Annotated in this window: 19 protein-coding genes; 3 read left to right on the forward strand and 16 right to left on the reverse strand. The window is 64.9% G+C overall.

Annotated elements, in window-relative coordinates; all coding sequences use genetic code 11:
• Positions 1–282 precede the first annotated feature (282 nt).
• The 12 genes from A3K89_RS13675 to A3K89_RS13725 all read right to left on the reverse strand — a co-directional run bounded on the left by A3K89_RS13675 (position 283) and on the right by A3K89_RS13725 (position 9429).
• Complete coding sequence (locus A3K89_RS13675; RefSeq protein WP_068426884.1) at positions 283–1644, reverse strand: MBL fold metallo-hydrolase; 1362 nt, start codon at positions 1642–1644, stop codon at positions 283–285.
• Between the two features lie 54 nt (positions 1645–1698).
• Entirely contained in the window at positions 1699–1968 is a 270-nt protein-coding gene (locus tag A3K89_RS13680) for a metal-sensitive transcriptional regulator (RefSeq protein ID WP_027494148.1), read from the reverse strand.
• Between the two features lie 79 nt (positions 1969–2047).
• Entirely contained in the window at positions 2048–2821 is a 774-nt protein-coding gene (locus A3K89_RS13685; protein WP_068426886.1) for a sulfite exporter TauE/SafE family protein, read from the reverse strand.
• Positions 2821–3240: a DUF302 domain-containing protein gene (locus tag A3K89_RS13690; RefSeq protein ID WP_068426888.1), complete on the reverse strand. Its 420-nt coding sequence runs from the start codon at positions 3238–3240 to the stop codon at positions 2821–2823. Before A3K89_RS13690 ends, A3K89_RS13685 begins: the two co-directional genes overlap by 1 nt.
• A 42-nt stretch (positions 3241–3282) precedes the next feature.
• Positions 3283–3528: a YgaP-like transmembrane domain gene (locus tag A3K89_RS13695; RefSeq protein WP_068426891.1), complete on the reverse strand. Its 246-nt coding sequence runs from the start codon at positions 3526–3528 to the stop codon at positions 3283–3285.
• Positions 3529–3558: 30 nt separating this feature from the next.
• Entirely contained in the window at positions 3559–5625 is a 2067-nt protein-coding gene (locus tag A3K89_RS13700; protein WP_254303528.1) for an MMPL family transporter, read from the reverse strand.
• A 651-nt stretch (positions 5626–6276) separates the two neighbouring features.
• Entirely contained in the window at positions 6277–6408 is a 132-nt protein-coding gene (locus A3K89_RS26590; protein ID WP_261769092.1) for a hypothetical protein, read from the reverse strand.
• Positions 6409–6834: 426 nt separating this feature from the next.
• Complete coding sequence (locus tag A3K89_RS26350) at positions 6835–7188, reverse strand: hypothetical protein (RefSeq protein ID WP_254303526.1); 354 nt, start codon at positions 7186–7188, stop codon at positions 6835–6837.
• Positions 7185–7391 (reverse strand): hypothetical protein, encoded by a 207-nt coding sequence (locus tag A3K89_RS26355; RefSeq protein WP_254303527.1) that lies wholly within the window; start codon positions 7389–7391, stop codon positions 7185–7187. The genes A3K89_RS26350 and A3K89_RS26355 overlap by 4 nt, the downstream gene beginning before the upstream one ends.
• Before the next feature lie 815 nt (positions 7392–8206).
• Positions 8207–8386 (reverse strand): hypothetical protein, encoded by a 180-nt coding sequence (locus A3K89_RS13715; protein WP_157105340.1) that lies wholly within the window; start codon positions 8384–8386, stop codon positions 8207–8209.
• Positions 8387–8672: 286 nt separating this feature from the next.
• Entirely contained in the window at positions 8673–8888 is a 216-nt protein-coding gene (locus A3K89_RS13720) for a hypothetical protein (protein ID WP_068426905.1), read from the reverse strand.
• A gap of 325 nt (positions 8889–9213) precedes the next feature.
• On the reverse strand, positions 9214–9429 hold the full coding sequence (locus A3K89_RS13725) for a hypothetical protein (protein ID WP_068426908.1): 216 nt from the start codon (positions 9427–9429) through the stop codon (positions 9214–9216).
• A 116-nt stretch (positions 9430–9545) separates the two neighbouring features.
• On the opposite strand from A3K89_RS13725, the gene A3K89_RS13730 reads away from it, so the two are divergent.
• The 3 genes from A3K89_RS13730 to A3K89_RS13740 all read left to right on the forward strand — a co-directional run bounded on the left by A3K89_RS13730 (position 9546) and on the right by A3K89_RS13740 (position 10991).
• Positions 9546–9704 (forward strand): hypothetical protein, encoded by a 159-nt coding sequence (locus A3K89_RS13730; RefSeq protein ID WP_157105341.1) that lies wholly within the window; start codon positions 9546–9548, stop codon positions 9702–9704.
• Positions 9705–9786: 82 nt separating this feature from the next.
• Entirely contained in the window at positions 9787–10140 is a 354-nt protein-coding gene (locus tag A3K89_RS13735) for a hypothetical protein (RefSeq protein WP_068426912.1), read from the forward strand.
• Between the two features lie 461 nt (positions 10141–10601).
• Positions 10602–10991, forward strand: a complete 390-nt coding sequence (locus tag A3K89_RS13740; RefSeq protein WP_068426914.1) for a histone-like nucleoid-structuring protein Lsr2 — start codon at positions 10602–10604, stop codon at positions 10989–10991.
• A 94-nt stretch (positions 10992–11085) separates the two neighbouring features.
• Here A3K89_RS13740 and A3K89_RS13745 read toward each other — a convergent pair whose 3' ends face one another.
• The 4 genes from A3K89_RS13745 to A3K89_RS13755 all read right to left on the reverse strand — a co-directional run bounded on the left by A3K89_RS13745 (position 11086) and on the right by A3K89_RS13755 (position 13251).
• Positions 11086–11646 (reverse strand): ArdC family protein, encoded by a 561-nt coding sequence (locus A3K89_RS13745; protein WP_174551425.1) that lies wholly within the window; start codon positions 11644–11646, stop codon positions 11086–11088.
• Positions 11647–12156: 510 nt separating this feature from the next.
• Positions 12157–12327, reverse strand: a complete 171-nt coding sequence (locus A3K89_RS25780) for a hypothetical protein (RefSeq protein ID WP_157105342.1) — start codon at positions 12325–12327, stop codon at positions 12157–12159.
• Positions 12324–12662 (reverse strand): hypothetical protein, encoded by a 339-nt coding sequence (locus A3K89_RS26115; RefSeq protein WP_068426915.1) that lies wholly within the window; start codon positions 12660–12662, stop codon positions 12324–12326. The genes A3K89_RS25780 and A3K89_RS26115 overlap by 4 nt, the downstream gene beginning before the upstream one ends.
• 73 nt (positions 12663–12735) lie before the next feature.
• The gene (locus A3K89_RS13755; RefSeq protein WP_068426917.1) at positions 12736–13251 is read right to left on the reverse strand and encodes a hypothetical protein; all 516 of its coding nucleotides are present in this window, start codon (positions 13249–13251) and stop codon (positions 12736–12738) included.
• Between the last annotated feature and the right edge of the window lie 997 nt (positions 13252–14248).

The following is a 14248-nucleotide window of genomic DNA, read 5'->3' on the forward strand; positions in this document are numbered from 1 at the left end:
GCATCACCATGGGCAGAACGGTTACATCGACGGCATCATGCCCATACACATCATCAGCACGTCCATCATGTTCATCCCCATTTTCCTCACCTCCTTCTCGGATCCGGCGGCGCGGCGGCAGCGTCCGATTAACGGTTGGTCCGACCTCGAACGTCGCCGGAGGTGGGGAAGCGGGGAGCGAGCTTCCGACCTTGTAGGACCCGGGCTTTAAGGTCAAGCACTTCAGTCAGGCGACTCAGTTGTAGGCGTGTACTCATGTTGGCGTCCTGCGCGGCGCGTCCGTCAGGTGCGCGCAGTGTGCAGCTTGAGCTGTACGGCGTGGTCGTAGTCGTCGTCGATCAGCGTCACGGTGCGGTGTTCGCGGTCGAGCAGTGAGGCCGCGATCGACGCTCGGTAGCCGGAGGCGCAGTGCACCCACACGTCGCCGTCGGGGACCTCTGCAAGTCGGTGCGGCAGTTCGTGAAGGGGGATATTCACTGCACCGGGGATGTGGCCGTCCGCGTACTCGGACTGTTGACGTGTGTCGAGCACAGTGATGTCGGAGTCGGTTGCAGCAAGTCCGGCGAAGTCGGACACCTCGTAGGACCGCACGTGTCCGTCGCCGGCGAGTGAGTGAATCTCACCGACAGCCGAACCGGAGGGGCGGTCGATTCCGATGCGCGCCAACTCCCTGGTGGCATCGTCGATTTGGTCGGAGGTGTCACCGATCAATGTCAGCGGCGCACCCCACTGGTAAAGCCATCCGAGATAGGTCACGAACGTCGTCGACAGCTCGAAACCGAGGGAACCGTCGAGATGTCCGGCCGCGAAAGCGGTTCGTGCGCGCAGGTCGACGACCCACTGTCCGTCGTCGATGCGCCTGCGTAGTTCGTCGGGATCGACAGGCTCCGGGGTGGACAGATCGATCGGGGCCGGACCTTCGGTGTTGATGACGCCCATGTGGGCGTAGTACGCGGGGTAGGCCGACAATCCTGCGATCAACTCGTCGACGTACGTCTGCTCGTCCTGGGTCAGCGCGGGATTGGACTGTTGCTGTTCACCGATGGTCGACGAGTCGCCGCTGGTGGGTGTGGCGGAGCAGAAGCTACCGAACCCGTGGGTGGGGTAGACCTCGACATCAGCGGGGAGTTCGGCGGCGATTCGACGGACCGAATGGAACTGCGCGTGGGTGAGCTCGTCGGTGTGTTCGGAGCCGAGCAGGTCGGTGCGGCCGGTGGATCCGTACAGCATCGAGCCACCGGTGAAAATCGCAATCGGTTCGTCTCCGAGTTGCAGCACGTAACTGACGTGATGATGTGTATGGCCCGGGGTGTGCATCACCTGAAATGTCGCCGATCCCGCGTCGACGACATCACCGTCGCCGACCGCTCGCCGTTCGTATTCGACCGGGTCGCCCTCGGGGACAACGTATTCGGCTCCGGTGGCGCGTGCGAGTTCGAGTCCGCCGGTGACGTAGTCGTTGTGAATGTGGGTTTCGAGTACGTGGGTGATCGCGGCGTTCTTCTCCGCGGCCAGTGCCAGGACGCGGTCGATGTCACGTTGGGGATCGATCACGACGGCGATGCCGTCGTGGCTGATCAGGTAGCTGCGGTCGCCGAGGCTCGACGTCTCGATGATGGCGATGTCTGGATCGGTGGTGCTCACGGGGTACTCCTACGGTGCAGTCGGGTCGGCCTCGTTTCTGACGTGAAATGTCGTTCAGGCCAGTGCGAGGAAGAGTTTTTCCAGTTCTGCTTCGGTCATGGGTTCTTTGTTGTCTGCGGTGTCGCCGGTCATGCATTCACGAAGGCCGGTGGCCACGATCTTGAATCCGGCTTTGTCGAGGGCGCGGGAGACGGCGGCGAGTTGGGTGACGACGTCTTTGCAGTCGCGTCCGTTCTCGATCATGCCGATCACTCCGGCGAGTTGGCCGTGTGCGCGGCGCAGACGGTTGAGTACCAATGCGATGCTGTCTTCGTCGCCGATCATTGCGGTCTCCTGAGGGTGTGTGATGGTGGCAGTCGTTCCAGATTACCCCCGGGGGCATCGGTTCGGTGTGTGCATTCGGTCATGACAGAACGAGGGTGTCGACAACTACGTAGCCCGCGACGGCGAACACCAGGTAGGCGAACCACGTGCGCAGCTTGTCGGTGTCGATGCGTGTGCTCAGTTTTCCGGCGACCAGCGAGCCTGCGATCGCAGCACCGGCGAACGCGGCTGTCAGTGCCCAGTTTCCGCCGAGCCCGTCGGCCTGAGCGATCAGTCCGGCGGCGGAGTTGGCGACGATGACCACCAGCGACGTTCCGACAGCGACACTCATCTCGATTCCCAGCAACAGCACCAGAGCGGGGATGATCAGAAATCCTCCGCCGACGCCGAACAGTCCGGTGAGGACACCGACCCCGAACCCTGTCGGTATGGACCGTGGTGCGCATCGTCGCCAGTCGATCCCGGAATTTCCTGTCTTGCAGGCAGTTCCGACATCGTCGGTGCTGCGCAGCATCCGCGCGCCGGCGATGATCATGACGATTGCGAAGCCGATCATCACTGCGGCCTCGGGCAGATGCCTGCCCAGGGTGCTGCCGACCACGGTGCCGACGATGCCGGTGGCGGCGAAGATCGCAGCCAGTCGCCACTCGACGAGCTTCGCCCGCACCTTGGGGATGGCCCCGGTCGCCGAGGCGACACCGATCACCAGCAACGATGTCGGTATCGCCTCCGACAGGTCCATTCCGAGGGCGTAGACGAGAACCGGGACCGCGAGGATCGACCCGCCGCCTCCGAGGAGACCGAGCAGGATGCCGACGGCGACGCCGAGGACCAGTGCCAGTGCCAGGGTCATCAGCTGTGGGCTGTGTCCTGGCCACCGAGTGCGTCGATGGCGGCCTGGAGCTTGGTGGTGGCCTCGGCTGCGACATCGGACAGGGCGGGTTCGCCGGTCGCTTGGACCATGATGTCGGGGTTCATCGCTTCGACGATGACCGATCCGGATGTGGCGGTGTCGGCGCGGACGACGACATTGCACGGCAACAGCAAGCCGATCTGGCGCATGACTCCGACGGCGCGGTGCGCGAGGGTGGGATTGCAGGCACCGAGGATCAGATACTGCTCCATGTCCTCACCGAGTTTGGCCTTCAACGTGGCCTGCATGTCGATTTCGGTGAGAACACCGAAACCCTGATCTGCGAGGGCGGCTTTGACGGCGTCGACTGCGGTGTCGAAGTCGGTATCGGTCAGGGTGATCGAGAGTGCGATGTTCATGAGGAAAGTTCCTTTCGGTCGTCGAACTGCGGTGATGCGTGCCTACCCGGTCAGGGGACGGCGAAGACTCGGCACGCCAACCCTGGTGAGAAGCGCGCTGGCCGGGCACCAGCCGACCGCTGCGTAAAGGGCGAGGTTCGCGGCAGCGAACGCGCTGAGCAGTCGCCACTGCGGTGCGTGGAGTTCGCCGAGGGCCAGGCCGGTGGCGGTGACGCCGGCAGCGAGGGCGGGGACGATACGTTCGATCGGCCATCCCGCGAACGAGTGGGTGGTGTTCGGGTCGGTCATGATTGCTCCGTCTCGGTGCGGCTGAGGGTGTCAGTGCGAGAAGCTGATCGACGGCAGCACCTTGCGTAGCCAAGCCGGTGACCACCATGCGACGTGACCGCTCAGACGCAGCAGGACCGGCAGCAGGACCAGTCTGATCAGGAATGCGTCGAGCAGTACCGCGACACCGAGAATGATGCCCATTTCTTTCGGTGGGAGCGGATCGGAGAGTGCGAAGGTGAAGAACACTGCGACCATGACCGCGGCGGCGGCGAAGATGACCCGCCCGGAGTGGGCGAGCCCGTCGACCTGAGCGGCTTTCGGGTCCCCGGTCTTCTCGTAGTGTTCTTTCGCGGTGGCGAGCAGGAACACGGTGTAGTCCATGGCGATCGCGAAGATCATCGCGAAGAAGAACACCGGTCCCCAGCCGTCGAGGAAGCCTTGGGGGGTGAAGCCGAGCAGTGATGCACCATGCCCGTCCTGGAAGATCAGCTTCGCGACCCCGAACGCTGCTGCGGTCGAGAGCAGACTGACTGCGGTGCCGAGGATCGCGATCAGGGGTGCCTGCAGAGCGACGAGCAGCAGAACGAACCCGAGCGCCAGAATGATGCCGATGACCAGCGGCAGGTAGTCGTTCAGTGCTTGCTGCAGATCGAGGTTCTCCGCCGGTGCCCCGCCGACCAATGCCGACTCCGGGAGCTGCGCGCGCAGGTCACCGAGGATGGTGCCCATACTCTCGTCGGAGGGGTCCACGGTAGGAAGCGCCTGTAGCAGTGAGTAATTCGAGCCGTCCGCGGCAGGCTGGGGCGGAGTCACCATCGAGATCCCGTCGACGCTGCTGGCTGCCGTGGCCGTCGCGGCGGCATCGGAAGAGGGGACGACGATCTGCAGTGCGCCGGGTGCGCCGTCACCGAACTGGGCCTGGACGAGCTCGTAGCCTTGGCGAACCGGTGCATCTTCTGGGACAACGGCGATCGAGGGCATTGCGACTTTCAGTCCGAGGACCGGCAGTGCCAGGACGATGAGGATGCCGACGGAGACCAGTGCGAACGGCCAGGGATGCTTGTGGAGTAGTTCGCCCCAGGCTGCGAATTTCGGGGAGCGGTGCTGCTGGCGTTTGGCGTAGGGCAGGGATGCGGCGTTGACCTTGGAACCGAGTGCCCCCAGGGTTGCGGGGAGCAGGGTCATGGTGGCGATCAGCACGAACGTGACAGCGAGCATGATGCCGACGGCCATGGTCCGCACGGCCGGTGCGGGAACGAGAAGCACTGCCGAGAGGCTCACCAGGACTGTCAGACCGGACAGGACCACGGCTTTGCCTGCGGTGTCCATGGTTTCGGCGACGGCGGCACGGGGATCGGCGTTGCGTAGTGCGTCGCGGAACCTGGCGACGATGAAGAGGGCGTAGTCGATGCCGAGGGCGAGCGCGAACATCATCGCGAAGTTCATCGCCCACACCGAGATCGGGGTGACGCCGTTGAGCAGCACGAGACCACCGGCGGATGCGACGAGTCCGGCGACGGTGAGTAGCAGCGGCAGTCCTGCGGCGACGAGCGATCCGAACGCGAGCACCATGATCGCCAAGGTGACCGGCCAGGAGAACAATTCGGCTTGGATCATGGCATCGTGGTTGGCTTTGTTGAAGTCCGACCACAGTGCGGAGGACCCGGTCGGGTAGACCTCGATGCCGTCGCCGGAGAGTTCGGTCAGTTCGCCTTTGACCTCGTCGACGGCTTTGACCATGTCATCTGTACTTGCGTTTGCGCCGGCGATGAGGATGCCGGTGCGGCCGTCGGGGCTGATGGTCATGCCTGGCTGGGGGGCGATGATCTCGCCGAAGCGAGTGTCACCGTCGAATACGGCCGCGACGTCGGTGAGTGTCTGCTGCACCGCTGCGTCTTCGATCGTGGCGGTGTCGGAGTGAACGACCACTTGCACTGCCGCAGAGGAGTTACCACCGAAATGCTGCTGGGCGAGCTCGCGGACCTGGACGGATTCGGAACCGTTGGCCTGCCAGCCGGCCCCGGCCAAGGATGAGAACACCGATGGCGCAGCCGATCCCAGGGCAACGAGGGCGATCAGCCAGATGCCGAACACCCACCTGCGGCGGGCGACCATCGTGCTTCCCAGGCGGCCTAGTGCGCCGGGTGCCGGTGGCCGATGGCGGTCGTGGCGGCCGGTGGCCGCCGCGGTAGCGGGCTTGGTCACAATTACTTCTCCTAATACGGGTGGGGGTATTCAGAAGCGTTGAAGACGCCCAGAGATTCCTGCGAAACGCAGTGGAGTGCTGTTGGGGTGAGGTCAGCGACGAAACAGGGAACGAAAGAAGTTGTCGCGTGTAGCTGGGGCGGGTGACTCCATAGAGCAGGAGCACTGCTGCGACCGCGCAACGTTCTTCATAACGCTGTCGACATGCCGACCGCAGCCAGCCCAGGTGGTCTTACCGCATGCCGGGCACGGGACGGGGTAGCACATGGCGGTCCTTTCTGGCGGGCACATCCCTACTGTGACATATACCTAGGGGGGTATGCAAGTACCCGCAGGGGTATGCAAGAAGGAGTGGACCGGAGTCGATCGGTGGACGGCAAGTGGTCTGCTGGATCCAACGCGAGGCTGTGCTGGGGCCGCAGAAGGCGTTTGATGGTCGCCAGTCTGCGAATGCGGTTGTCCCTCGGGGGTTGATGCTCCACGCACACGCGAGATGCGACGCTATCGCCCGCGAGTTTCTGCGAACCCGAGCAGTTGCACCATTATTCCACTTCGCCCGGATCAGTGATGAAAAAGCATTCGGTGATGCTGATCGGGCAGGCCGAACTCCGAGAGCTCGGCGTCGGATTCCAACACCGTCTCCACCATGCGCACTGCTCGCTTCCGGAACTCCGGCGGGTACTGACGTGGCATAGCTCCATCCTCCTACAAAGAACGGAACAAAACCTGGGGTACTTCATCGGTGCGAGTCAGGCGAAACGGTCAACCACGACCGAGCAGCAAAAGAGTGTTTCGACCCGCACGGACGCCGTCAGTAGCGCATACGCCGACGACCTCGGCTGAAGACATCTCGTGCGCCGCGGGCTGTTGACTAGTGCAGAGAAGATAGTCGCGCCCAACCTCGTAGTGTCCCTTGCGTTTTCATATCCGTTGCTAGTCCTTCGCTGCGCACGCGGAGAGGTATGCCGTCACGGAAGGAGGTGTTCGTTGGTGCGGGTAGGGCCAGCGCGACGGATACGAGGACTTGCTGCGGCGGGTCGACGACGCGCCGGGTCGGCGGGTCGAAGGTGACGGGCCAGCGCGGGAACAGTTCGTTCTCGGATGTGTTGTCGTGCAATGTCATTGCGCTGCCGCCAGGATTCGTCGGTCGGCGCGGCGATCAGCTGCTGCACCGGCGTCGGCGGGTGTCCAGTGCAGGCCTGTGCGATCGCCGTAGGTGGGTGCGGTGAGGGTGTAGCGGCCGGTGCGTGGCTGGACGGCGCGGCCACCGATGGTGGTGTCGATGGTGATCGACCGCAGCCTGCCTCTCCCCTGTTCGATGCCGCCGTATTCGACGGTGCGGGAGTCGATGGTGAGGTCGATGCCGGGCATCCGCCCGTCTGTCGTGATCAAGACGGCCGCGTGCGATCTGGTTCGGGCGAGGAGTGCGCGGCTGCGGGTGGGTGGGATGTCGCGGCCGCCGAGGGTGGTCACGACAACGTCGACGCCGTCGAGACAAATATTGGCGACTTGAGACTGTCACCACCACCGGCAATGACGGCGACTTTGCGCAGGTCACCGCCGTGTTCGTGGACGGCGAGCAGTCCGAATCTGGGTTGGCCGATGATCGCGACGTGATGGCCGGCCGCGGACGCGGCGGCGACGACGCCGACGAGGACGGATCCTGCACCGGTCACATTCAGGGCTGTTCCGCGGGTTATAGAGCCGTGTGGGAGCAGTTCGGCCAATGGCAGGGGCACGGGAATGGTGCGAAGCGTTTTCGCGCTCCGCGCGGCGACTGGCGGTTCGTCGACGACCAGGCGCGGCCCGGCAGGGACTGACGCGACGGCGGGCTCTCGGAGGCCTCGACGGCATGCCGCGTCGGAGTGAGGTCGGTGGGTGCGTGGTCGAGGCGGGCGGGGATGGCGGCCATGCGGCGGCGGAGCGCGTCGAGTTGTGCGGTTTTGTCGAGCCCGGTCAGGTCGGGCATCGGGGCGGTGGCCATGCGAATCGACCTTTCGCCGGCGGGGGTGGAGACTCTTCACATCGTACTAGAACATATGTTCGATTCGTAACGATGCAGCTCTTGCCTGTTTTCCGAACGCGGCTGCAGGCCTGGCGGTGTCCGCCGTCGAGCGATCGCCGGTTCCGCTCGGTTGCCTGCATATCCGGTCATTCGTGTGAATGATGCGCGTTCATTTATTCGAATGATGGGGGGGTTCGTTCGTTCGAATGAACGGGACGGGCCGTAGACGATCGAGAGCCGCAGACCTCTGCTGGGTCTGCGGCTCTCGGTGTGTGTCGGGGACGGTGTCCGCCAGTGCGCCTCTCGGCATGTGGCCGCTCGTAGCGGCTGTTCTGGGGTGGTACCCGGGGCAGTGGGTCGAACACCGTCGCACTGGTCAACGGGGCATGGGGCGGAGGTATTCCGCGGGCCGGCTTTGGTGGGTGTGAGTTGAGCCGCTCGACATCGACGTTCGGGCCCCGCCCGGTGTGGGCGGGGCCGGATCGGTCAGGCGGTGCGGTGTCGGTCGAGGTGGTGTTGCCAGATCTCGTCCGGTAGCCGCGCTGGTGCGGTGTGGAAGTCGGCGTGGTGGATGGCGGCGTGGAGTGCGCCGAGGTTGTGGGTGGCTGCGGTGGCGCCGCGGTTGAATGCTTCGGAGGCGATGGCGGTGAGCCGGTCGGGGTACATGGCGAGGTCCTTTCGAGTTCGGATGAGACGCAGCTGCCCGGACATGGTGAGGGTGGCCGCTCAACCCCGAAGAGCGCAGCGTGGGTTGAACGGCCGGGCCCCCGGCATGTCAGGCTGAGGCGGCTCGTACGACCTCCCTTGGTGACCACAGGACGCGGCCCCGCAGGGGACGATCCTCTCGCTCGTGACCCCGTGACTGCTTCGGCAATAACACCTTTCGTACATCGATGCATGCCGCGTGTGTGTCGGCCCCGCCCGTGGTGGGCGGGACCGAGCTCGCGCTTGGTCAGTCGATCCGGAGCGCGACCGCGTCGGCGGCGGCGATGGTGTGTTTGGCGAGCAGTCCGTCCCAGATCCGGTCGTCGAGGCGGGCGGGTGCCTTGTGTTCGGCGCCGGCGTAGTAGGCGATGTCGGCGTGGAGCGCGTCGAGGTCGTGGCCGGCGGTGGTGGCGCCGTGTTCTGCGGCGGCGGAGATGACTGCGTCGTGGCGATCGGGAAGCATTGCGTGATTCCTTTCGAGGTTTGGATGAGACGCGGCGGTCTGACGTGACGAGGGTGGCCTGTCAACCCCGAAGAGGGAGCGCAGCGAGTGTGGGTTGACGGGTCGGGGTCCCCGGCATGTCAGGCTGAGGCGGCTTGTACGAACCCTTCAGGTGACCACGGGACGCGGCCCCGCAGGGGACGATCCGAAACGTGCGCCGAGGCGAAGTGGCTTGCGGTGCAGAATAATTCGACGATGCGTGCCGCGCCGTGTCATCAGTCCGCCTGTGCGACGGCGAATATTGTCCGCTCGCTCGCACCGCATCCTCGCGTACGTGTCGATCGAGTCAGTGGTCGGTGGCCTCGTCCGCCGCGCCGTCGAGAGAGCGGCCGTCGTGGATGTAGGGGCCGTTGGTTCGGTACGCTTCGGCGCGCTCGGCGGCGCCGATCTGGCGAAGGAGCGCGACGACGTCGGCGATAGCTGAGCGCAGGTGCGGATCGTCGGGATCGCAGCCTTCCTCCATCAGCGCCTGCCGGTATTCCGGATCGTCCTCCACACTCATTTGGACGCGCTACACACGAGCCTGGTTCCGTGCTGGTTCAAGCTTCACCGAATGTGCTCGCTGTGCAGGGCTTTCGGTTCGAGAATGTGTCGGTGACCGGTCGCATAATCGGCGGTATGCGAATCCGAACCTTGATCGGCCCGCCGTTGCAGCAGGAGATCGTGCGCTCGACCGCGGTGGCGATCGCACTGTGCAACCTCGATCCCGAACACCGCGCCGACCGTGCGCCAGGGAGTAATCGGAGCCAGCGCCGCCGACCGGTTGCCGAGCGCTGAGGCCGCTGCGCACCGCTACCCCTGACCTGCAGTTGTCCGCGCCTGCACTGACGGTGTCGGTGCGGCGATTTAGCATGCGGGCATGAGCGAGACCGAGCCAGCCGCGGTTGCCGGGATACCGGAGACGGTGCTCGACGACCTCGCCCAGACGTTGGCCGAGAAGATCGACGTGCTGCTCGACCGGCTGACCGACCGCGCACTCGCGGCGCCGCAGGCAGGCTCACCAGCGTGGAAGACGCAGTGGCGCGGCCGCGACAGCATCGATGGACACCTGGAACACTCTCGCCGCCTGTACGTGCGGGCGGTGTTGGCCAACCGTGCCGGTATCGGCCTCGCCGAGGCCACCGCCCCTGCCCCTGCCGCCGTTGTCCGGCGCACCGCACCGCGGACCCGACCGCGCGCCACAGTGAACGCCGATCAATTGGCGATGTTCTGAAACTTTTTCCGGGTGCGGGAACCGATTGCTTCTCGGCGGCATCTAACAATGAGGGAGGGGCGGTCGGCCGTCTGAGGGGGAGGCCGCCGCCTCTCCCTTTCGCGGTGCAGCTTGCCGTTTCTACCGAACCGCCGCCGGTCGCTGAGTCGACTCGATTCGGTAGCGGAAGTCCACCAGTCACGCCGACGCCCGCGCCGACATCATCCTGTGTCGGAACGGTTTTCACCACCTCGTTCCCCGCGGCCTAACCCGCCCGGCTGCACGCGGACTGGTACGGCTGCCCGCGATAGTCGACTATTGTGAGCGATCGATAGCGCAGCGTTAGGTCAATCCTCGTTCGAAGAGAATCTCGCCGTCGATGACGGTTATATCCGACACGATAGTTGACGGCATGTTTGTGCTGGTTAAGCTGGCTGCACTGACCCCATCGTATCTTTATCTGTGAAAGGCGGCCGCGCACTGTGGCAAAGCAAGTATCTGTTCAATTGGTCGACGATATCGACAACTCGGTCATCGAGGACGGTTCGGGTGAATCGATCGAATTCTCCGTGGCGGGTGTCGACTATGTCATCGACCTGAAGAACAAGAACGCCACCGAGTTTCACCGCAAGCTCGACTACTACATCGAGCACGCCACGCGGGTCGGCGGCCGCAAACGCAAGGCCTCCCCCGCTGGCACTGCTACTGCAGCCCCTACGGCTGCACCATCGACGACGTCGTCGTCGAAGACGAAGCGAGATCCGGCGCAGACCAGAGCGATTCGGCAGTGGGCGTTCGACGAGGGATACGAACTCAGCTCGCGCGGCCGGATTCCTGCCGAGATCGAAGAGGCATACGACGCGGCGCACTGACCGGCCGCCGGCCGCCGGGCCGCGACCGGTGTTGCAGGGTTCCGGTGCGCGGTGCGGGGGAGCTCGAGGGCTTCTATCTACTTCGCAACTGCGATCAGTGGGCGCGTTGCCCTAGCAAGTGCGGAGAATTTCTGCCGACCTGGGGTTTTGTAACCGTCCAGCCGCGCCCGGTCATGACGGCGGCGGTGCGGTCGTAGATGCGGGCGGGATCGGCGCCGGTGAGGAGCGTCGAGATTTCTTCGGGTTGCGGGTGTCCGTCGATCGGGTCGGTTTGGGCGATGTCGAACACCGACAGGATCGGAAACGTCGGCACCTTGCGGCTGTTCTCGTCGCCGGTGTCGGGGTTGGTGTCGGTGATCGTGCGGGAGCTGTAGCCGTAGATGCGGATTGCTTTCTCGCCCTTGCGGACCTGGCGTCCGCGCTGCTGCCAGGCTCGGAAGCCTGCGACGCGGGTCGCGTCGGGGCGCTGAGACAGGATCAGTAGGAGGTTGTTGAAGCTGTAGGAGTGGAACGACTGTGCGGCGTCGAGGTACGCCTTCCACGCGTCTGTGTCGGTCAGTGAGGCGACCTTGTCGGTGATCGATGCCTGTAGCGACTCGGCGAGCTGGCGGCGTGCTTCGGCCTTGTCCGCTGTGCTGGTCTTGCGTGCTCCCATGAGGTGTTCCTCCCGTACCCGGCCGGTCCCCCGGCGCTCGTTGGTCACTGCCGAATTTCTTTCGCCCTCATCGGGCGTGGGGAGAGAAGGCAGCGCACGGGCACGGTGTCCTGCCCCGTAGCCGGAAAGTTTTCAGCCGCAGGCCGTTGTGAAAAGTTTCCGGAGCCCGCAGGGCCGAAGCGCAGCGCAGTGCGGGGTGGGTAAGACGGGCACGGGTGATGCACGCTCGGACCAGCCCGATGTTCGAAAGAAGAATGCTCTTCGACAGGGCGGAGCGCAGCGGAGTTCGATTCGGCGGGGCGCCCGCAGGGTGGCCATCACCGGCAAGCGGCCCGGCGTCCGGTGTCCGGTACTCGGTAGGGCCGGCTGCTGCACATTGGTGATGCGTTTCGTTCGGAAGGCCGGAATGTCCCCTCGTCGACGGCGCGGTAGTCGGAAGGTCGGAAGGAACGAGAAAACCCGCCCCGGTGGTGTCTGGGGCGGGTTTTGGTGGCCGTGTGTGGGCGGTGGCTACTGCTCGTTGGGTACGGGTACGTCCTTGCCTGCGGCGATGTCGCGGAGCCACTGCGGGACGGGGTCGTTGTCGTACTCGCGGAGTTTGATCGACGCCCCTGCGGCAGCCGCGCGGACTCGCCGGCGTTGTTCCGGTGTCCAGGACCGGCGCGCTTCGGTGCTCGTCATGACTGCTCCTCGTCGGTTGGTTCGGTTCCATTATCGCTGCCCTCGCCGTTTGGCGCTATATCGGCTGAGTTGACGGCGACGTCGTGATCGGCGATTGCTCGTAGTGTGCGCCGGTCGGTCTTGGCGATGAACGGCGTGGTGGCCACGGTGCTGAAGACTTTCCAGCCGAGCTCGGCCTCGTCCGAGTTGTCGCTGAGGGTGCGCTCGAGACACCAGGTGATGCGTTGCCAGGACTGGGCGCGGTTGTCGGCGCGGGTGCGTTGGCTGACGGTGGCCATGACGCCTGCGACGGCGAGGACGCCGACGATCAAGGTGATCCATGCTTGTGCGGGCACGGTGGGTGTGTGCTCCTTTCGCTGGTGGGGCGGTTGGCAGACCCCTGCTCGGGGTTTGCCGACCGGATGGGGGTCAGGACTGGCCGGTGTCGGCGGTGTGTTCGCTGAGGATAGGGGTGTCGCGGCCGATCGCCCATGCGGCCTCGTCCCATCCGGGGAGCTTGTAGATGGTGGCTGCTTCGAGTGCGGCGCAGAAGTGGAACGCTTCGCAGTCGTTCCAGTCGCGGGTGTCGCCTGCTTGGTAGCGGTAGCAGGCGATGGCTTTGAGGATTTCCACCGGGCGGCGGTGGATGCTGCGTGGTCGGTGGTGGGTGTAGATCGCGAGGTCGTCGTCGCTGTAGACCTCGTTGACGCTGGCGATGTTCTGATCGAGCAACATCTGTCCGACCGCGTCGGCGCTGGCGGTGGTGAGCTGACGTGCCCGGTCGCCCGGTGCCCAGCTTGCGGTGATGCCGTTGCTCGTTGTCGGGTCGAGTGGCAGCTGGCCGGGCGGGGTGGGGACGTGCCAGCTGAGCGGGCGGCCCGGGTTGGATAGCCCAGCGTGGACGAGGACTGCGATGTGTTCGTCGCCGAGGGTGTATGCGCTCATGATCGGTTGTGCCTTCCTGCCGGTGACCGGACCTTGCCTGCCCTGCCACGTTGTTTTCGCCGTCGGTGTTCTGGCGTGAGGAGATCAGGCAGTGCACGCGGGCGACGGTGCAGGCGGTCGAGACGGCAAAAGGTTCTCAGCCGCAGGCGCTTTGAGAAGTTTTTCGGACCCGTCAGGGCCGGAGCGCAGCGCAGGTCGATCCGTTGCGGCGGGGTACGTGGGTGATGCAGAGTCGCCGGGAGCCAGAATCAGCGACTCGAAAACAAGTGTCCTTCAATGTTTCCGAGCGCAAGGCGAAGCGGAGTTCGGTTCGGCGGGACCGCCCGCAGGGTGGCCGGCACCGCCGCCAGGCGGTACACATCACCGCTGCCTGAGTCGTCGACGCGGCCACCTCAATGCCGGGACTTGCTGAAGGTGATTGTGCGGGAGCGACGGAAGCCGACCACGTTCCGCAGGCTGCGGTAGCGCTTGCCTGTCGATCGCACGGCCGTCGTGCTCGTCGGGTAAATCGTGTTGTAGTTGGTGCGGCTGCAGCGCATATCAGCTGTATGGGCACCGCGCGGTGATTCGCCTTTGGCTCGTCGAGGGCTGTGCGTGAAGATGACGAGCCCTCCATGGTGCCGCTCCAGGGTCGACGACGTGCCTTTTGGCTGAGGGGCGGCGCCTAGACCGGGGAACAGGAGGTGACCGAGCAGTTCTCACCTCATCAGCTGCAATTGCCGCTACTATTCGTTATGTCAGGTGGTCTGTTGCGAGTCGCAGGAAGTGCGAACTCGAACCCCACCCCGATGGCTGCGTTCCTGAACGCAGTTTCCGAGGCAGCTACCTGTAGCGATGCCGATGCTAGCTCGGCCAGGGACGGATTGTTTGGTGGCCGCGCCGGGCCGCGGTGTCGAATCTGGCCTAGATTAGTGAGGCTGTGACCTCTACGACGTGCGGTGATTCGCAGATTGTGCGAGACTTTCGCGCATCATGCGAATGACTGGGGGGTCTGTCG

The sequence above is a fragment of the Rhodococcoides kyotonense genome, assembly GCF_001645385.1.
In the GTDB taxonomy this organism is placed as follows: Bacteria; Actinomycetota; Actinomycetes; order Mycobacteriales; family Mycobacteriaceae; genus Rhodococcoides; species Rhodococcoides kyotonensis_B.

Bases quoted from the DNA above. Each gene is read 5' to 3' on its own strand.
- A3K89_RS13680 (WP_027494148.1), bottom strand. From the start codon at position 1,968: ATGATCGGCGACGAAGACAGCATCGCATTGGTACTCAACCGTCTGCGC.
- A3K89_RS13685 (WP_068426886.1), bottom strand. From the start codon at position 2,821: ATGACCCTGGCACTGGCACTGGTCCTCGGCGTCGCCGTCGGCATCCTG.
- A3K89_RS13690 (WP_068426888.1), bottom strand. From the start codon at position 3,240: ATGAACATCGCACTCTCGATCACCCTGACCGATACCGACTTCGACACC.
- A3K89_RS13695 (WP_068426891.1), bottom strand. From the start codon at position 3,528: ATGACCGACCCGAACACCACCCACTCGTTCGCGGGATGGCCGATCGAA.
- A3K89_RS13700 (WP_254303528.1), bottom strand. From the start codon at position 5,625: ATGGTCGCCCGCCGCAGGTGGGTGTTCGGCATCTGGCTGATCGCCCTC.
- A3K89_RS26590 (WP_261769092.1), bottom strand. From the start codon at position 6,408: ATGCCACGTCAGTACCCGCCGGAGTTCCGGAAGCGAGCAGTGCGCATG.
- A3K89_RS13715 (WP_157105340.1), bottom strand. From the start codon at position 8,386: ATGTACCCCGACCGGCTCACCGCCATCGCCTCCGAAGCATTCAACCGC.
- A3K89_RS13720 (WP_068426905.1), bottom strand. From the start codon at position 8,888: ATGCTTCCCGATCGCCACGACGCAGTCATCTCCGCCGCCGCAGAACAC.
- A3K89_RS13725 (WP_068426908.1), bottom strand. From the start codon at position 9,429: ATGAGTGTGGAGGACGATCCGGAATACCGGCAGGCGCTGATGGAGGAA.
- A3K89_RS13730 (WP_157105341.1), top strand. From the start codon at position 9,546: ATGCGAATCCGAACCTTGATCGGCCCGCCGTTGCAGCAGGAGATCGTG.
- A3K89_RS13735 (WP_068426912.1), top strand. From the start codon at position 9,787: ATGAGCGAGACCGAGCCAGCCGCGGTTGCCGGGATACCGGAGACGGTG.
- A3K89_RS13745 (WP_174551425.1), bottom strand. From the start codon at position 11,646: ATGGGAGCACGCAAGACCAGCACAGCGGACAAGGCCGAAGCACGCCGC.
- A3K89_RS25780 (WP_157105342.1), bottom strand. From the start codon at position 12,327: ATGACGAGCACCGAAGCGCGCCGGTCCTGGACACCGGAACAACGCCGG.
- A3K89_RS13755 (WP_068426917.1), bottom strand. From the start codon at position 13,251: ATGAGCGCATACACCCTCGGCGACGAACACATCGCAGTCCTCGTCCAC.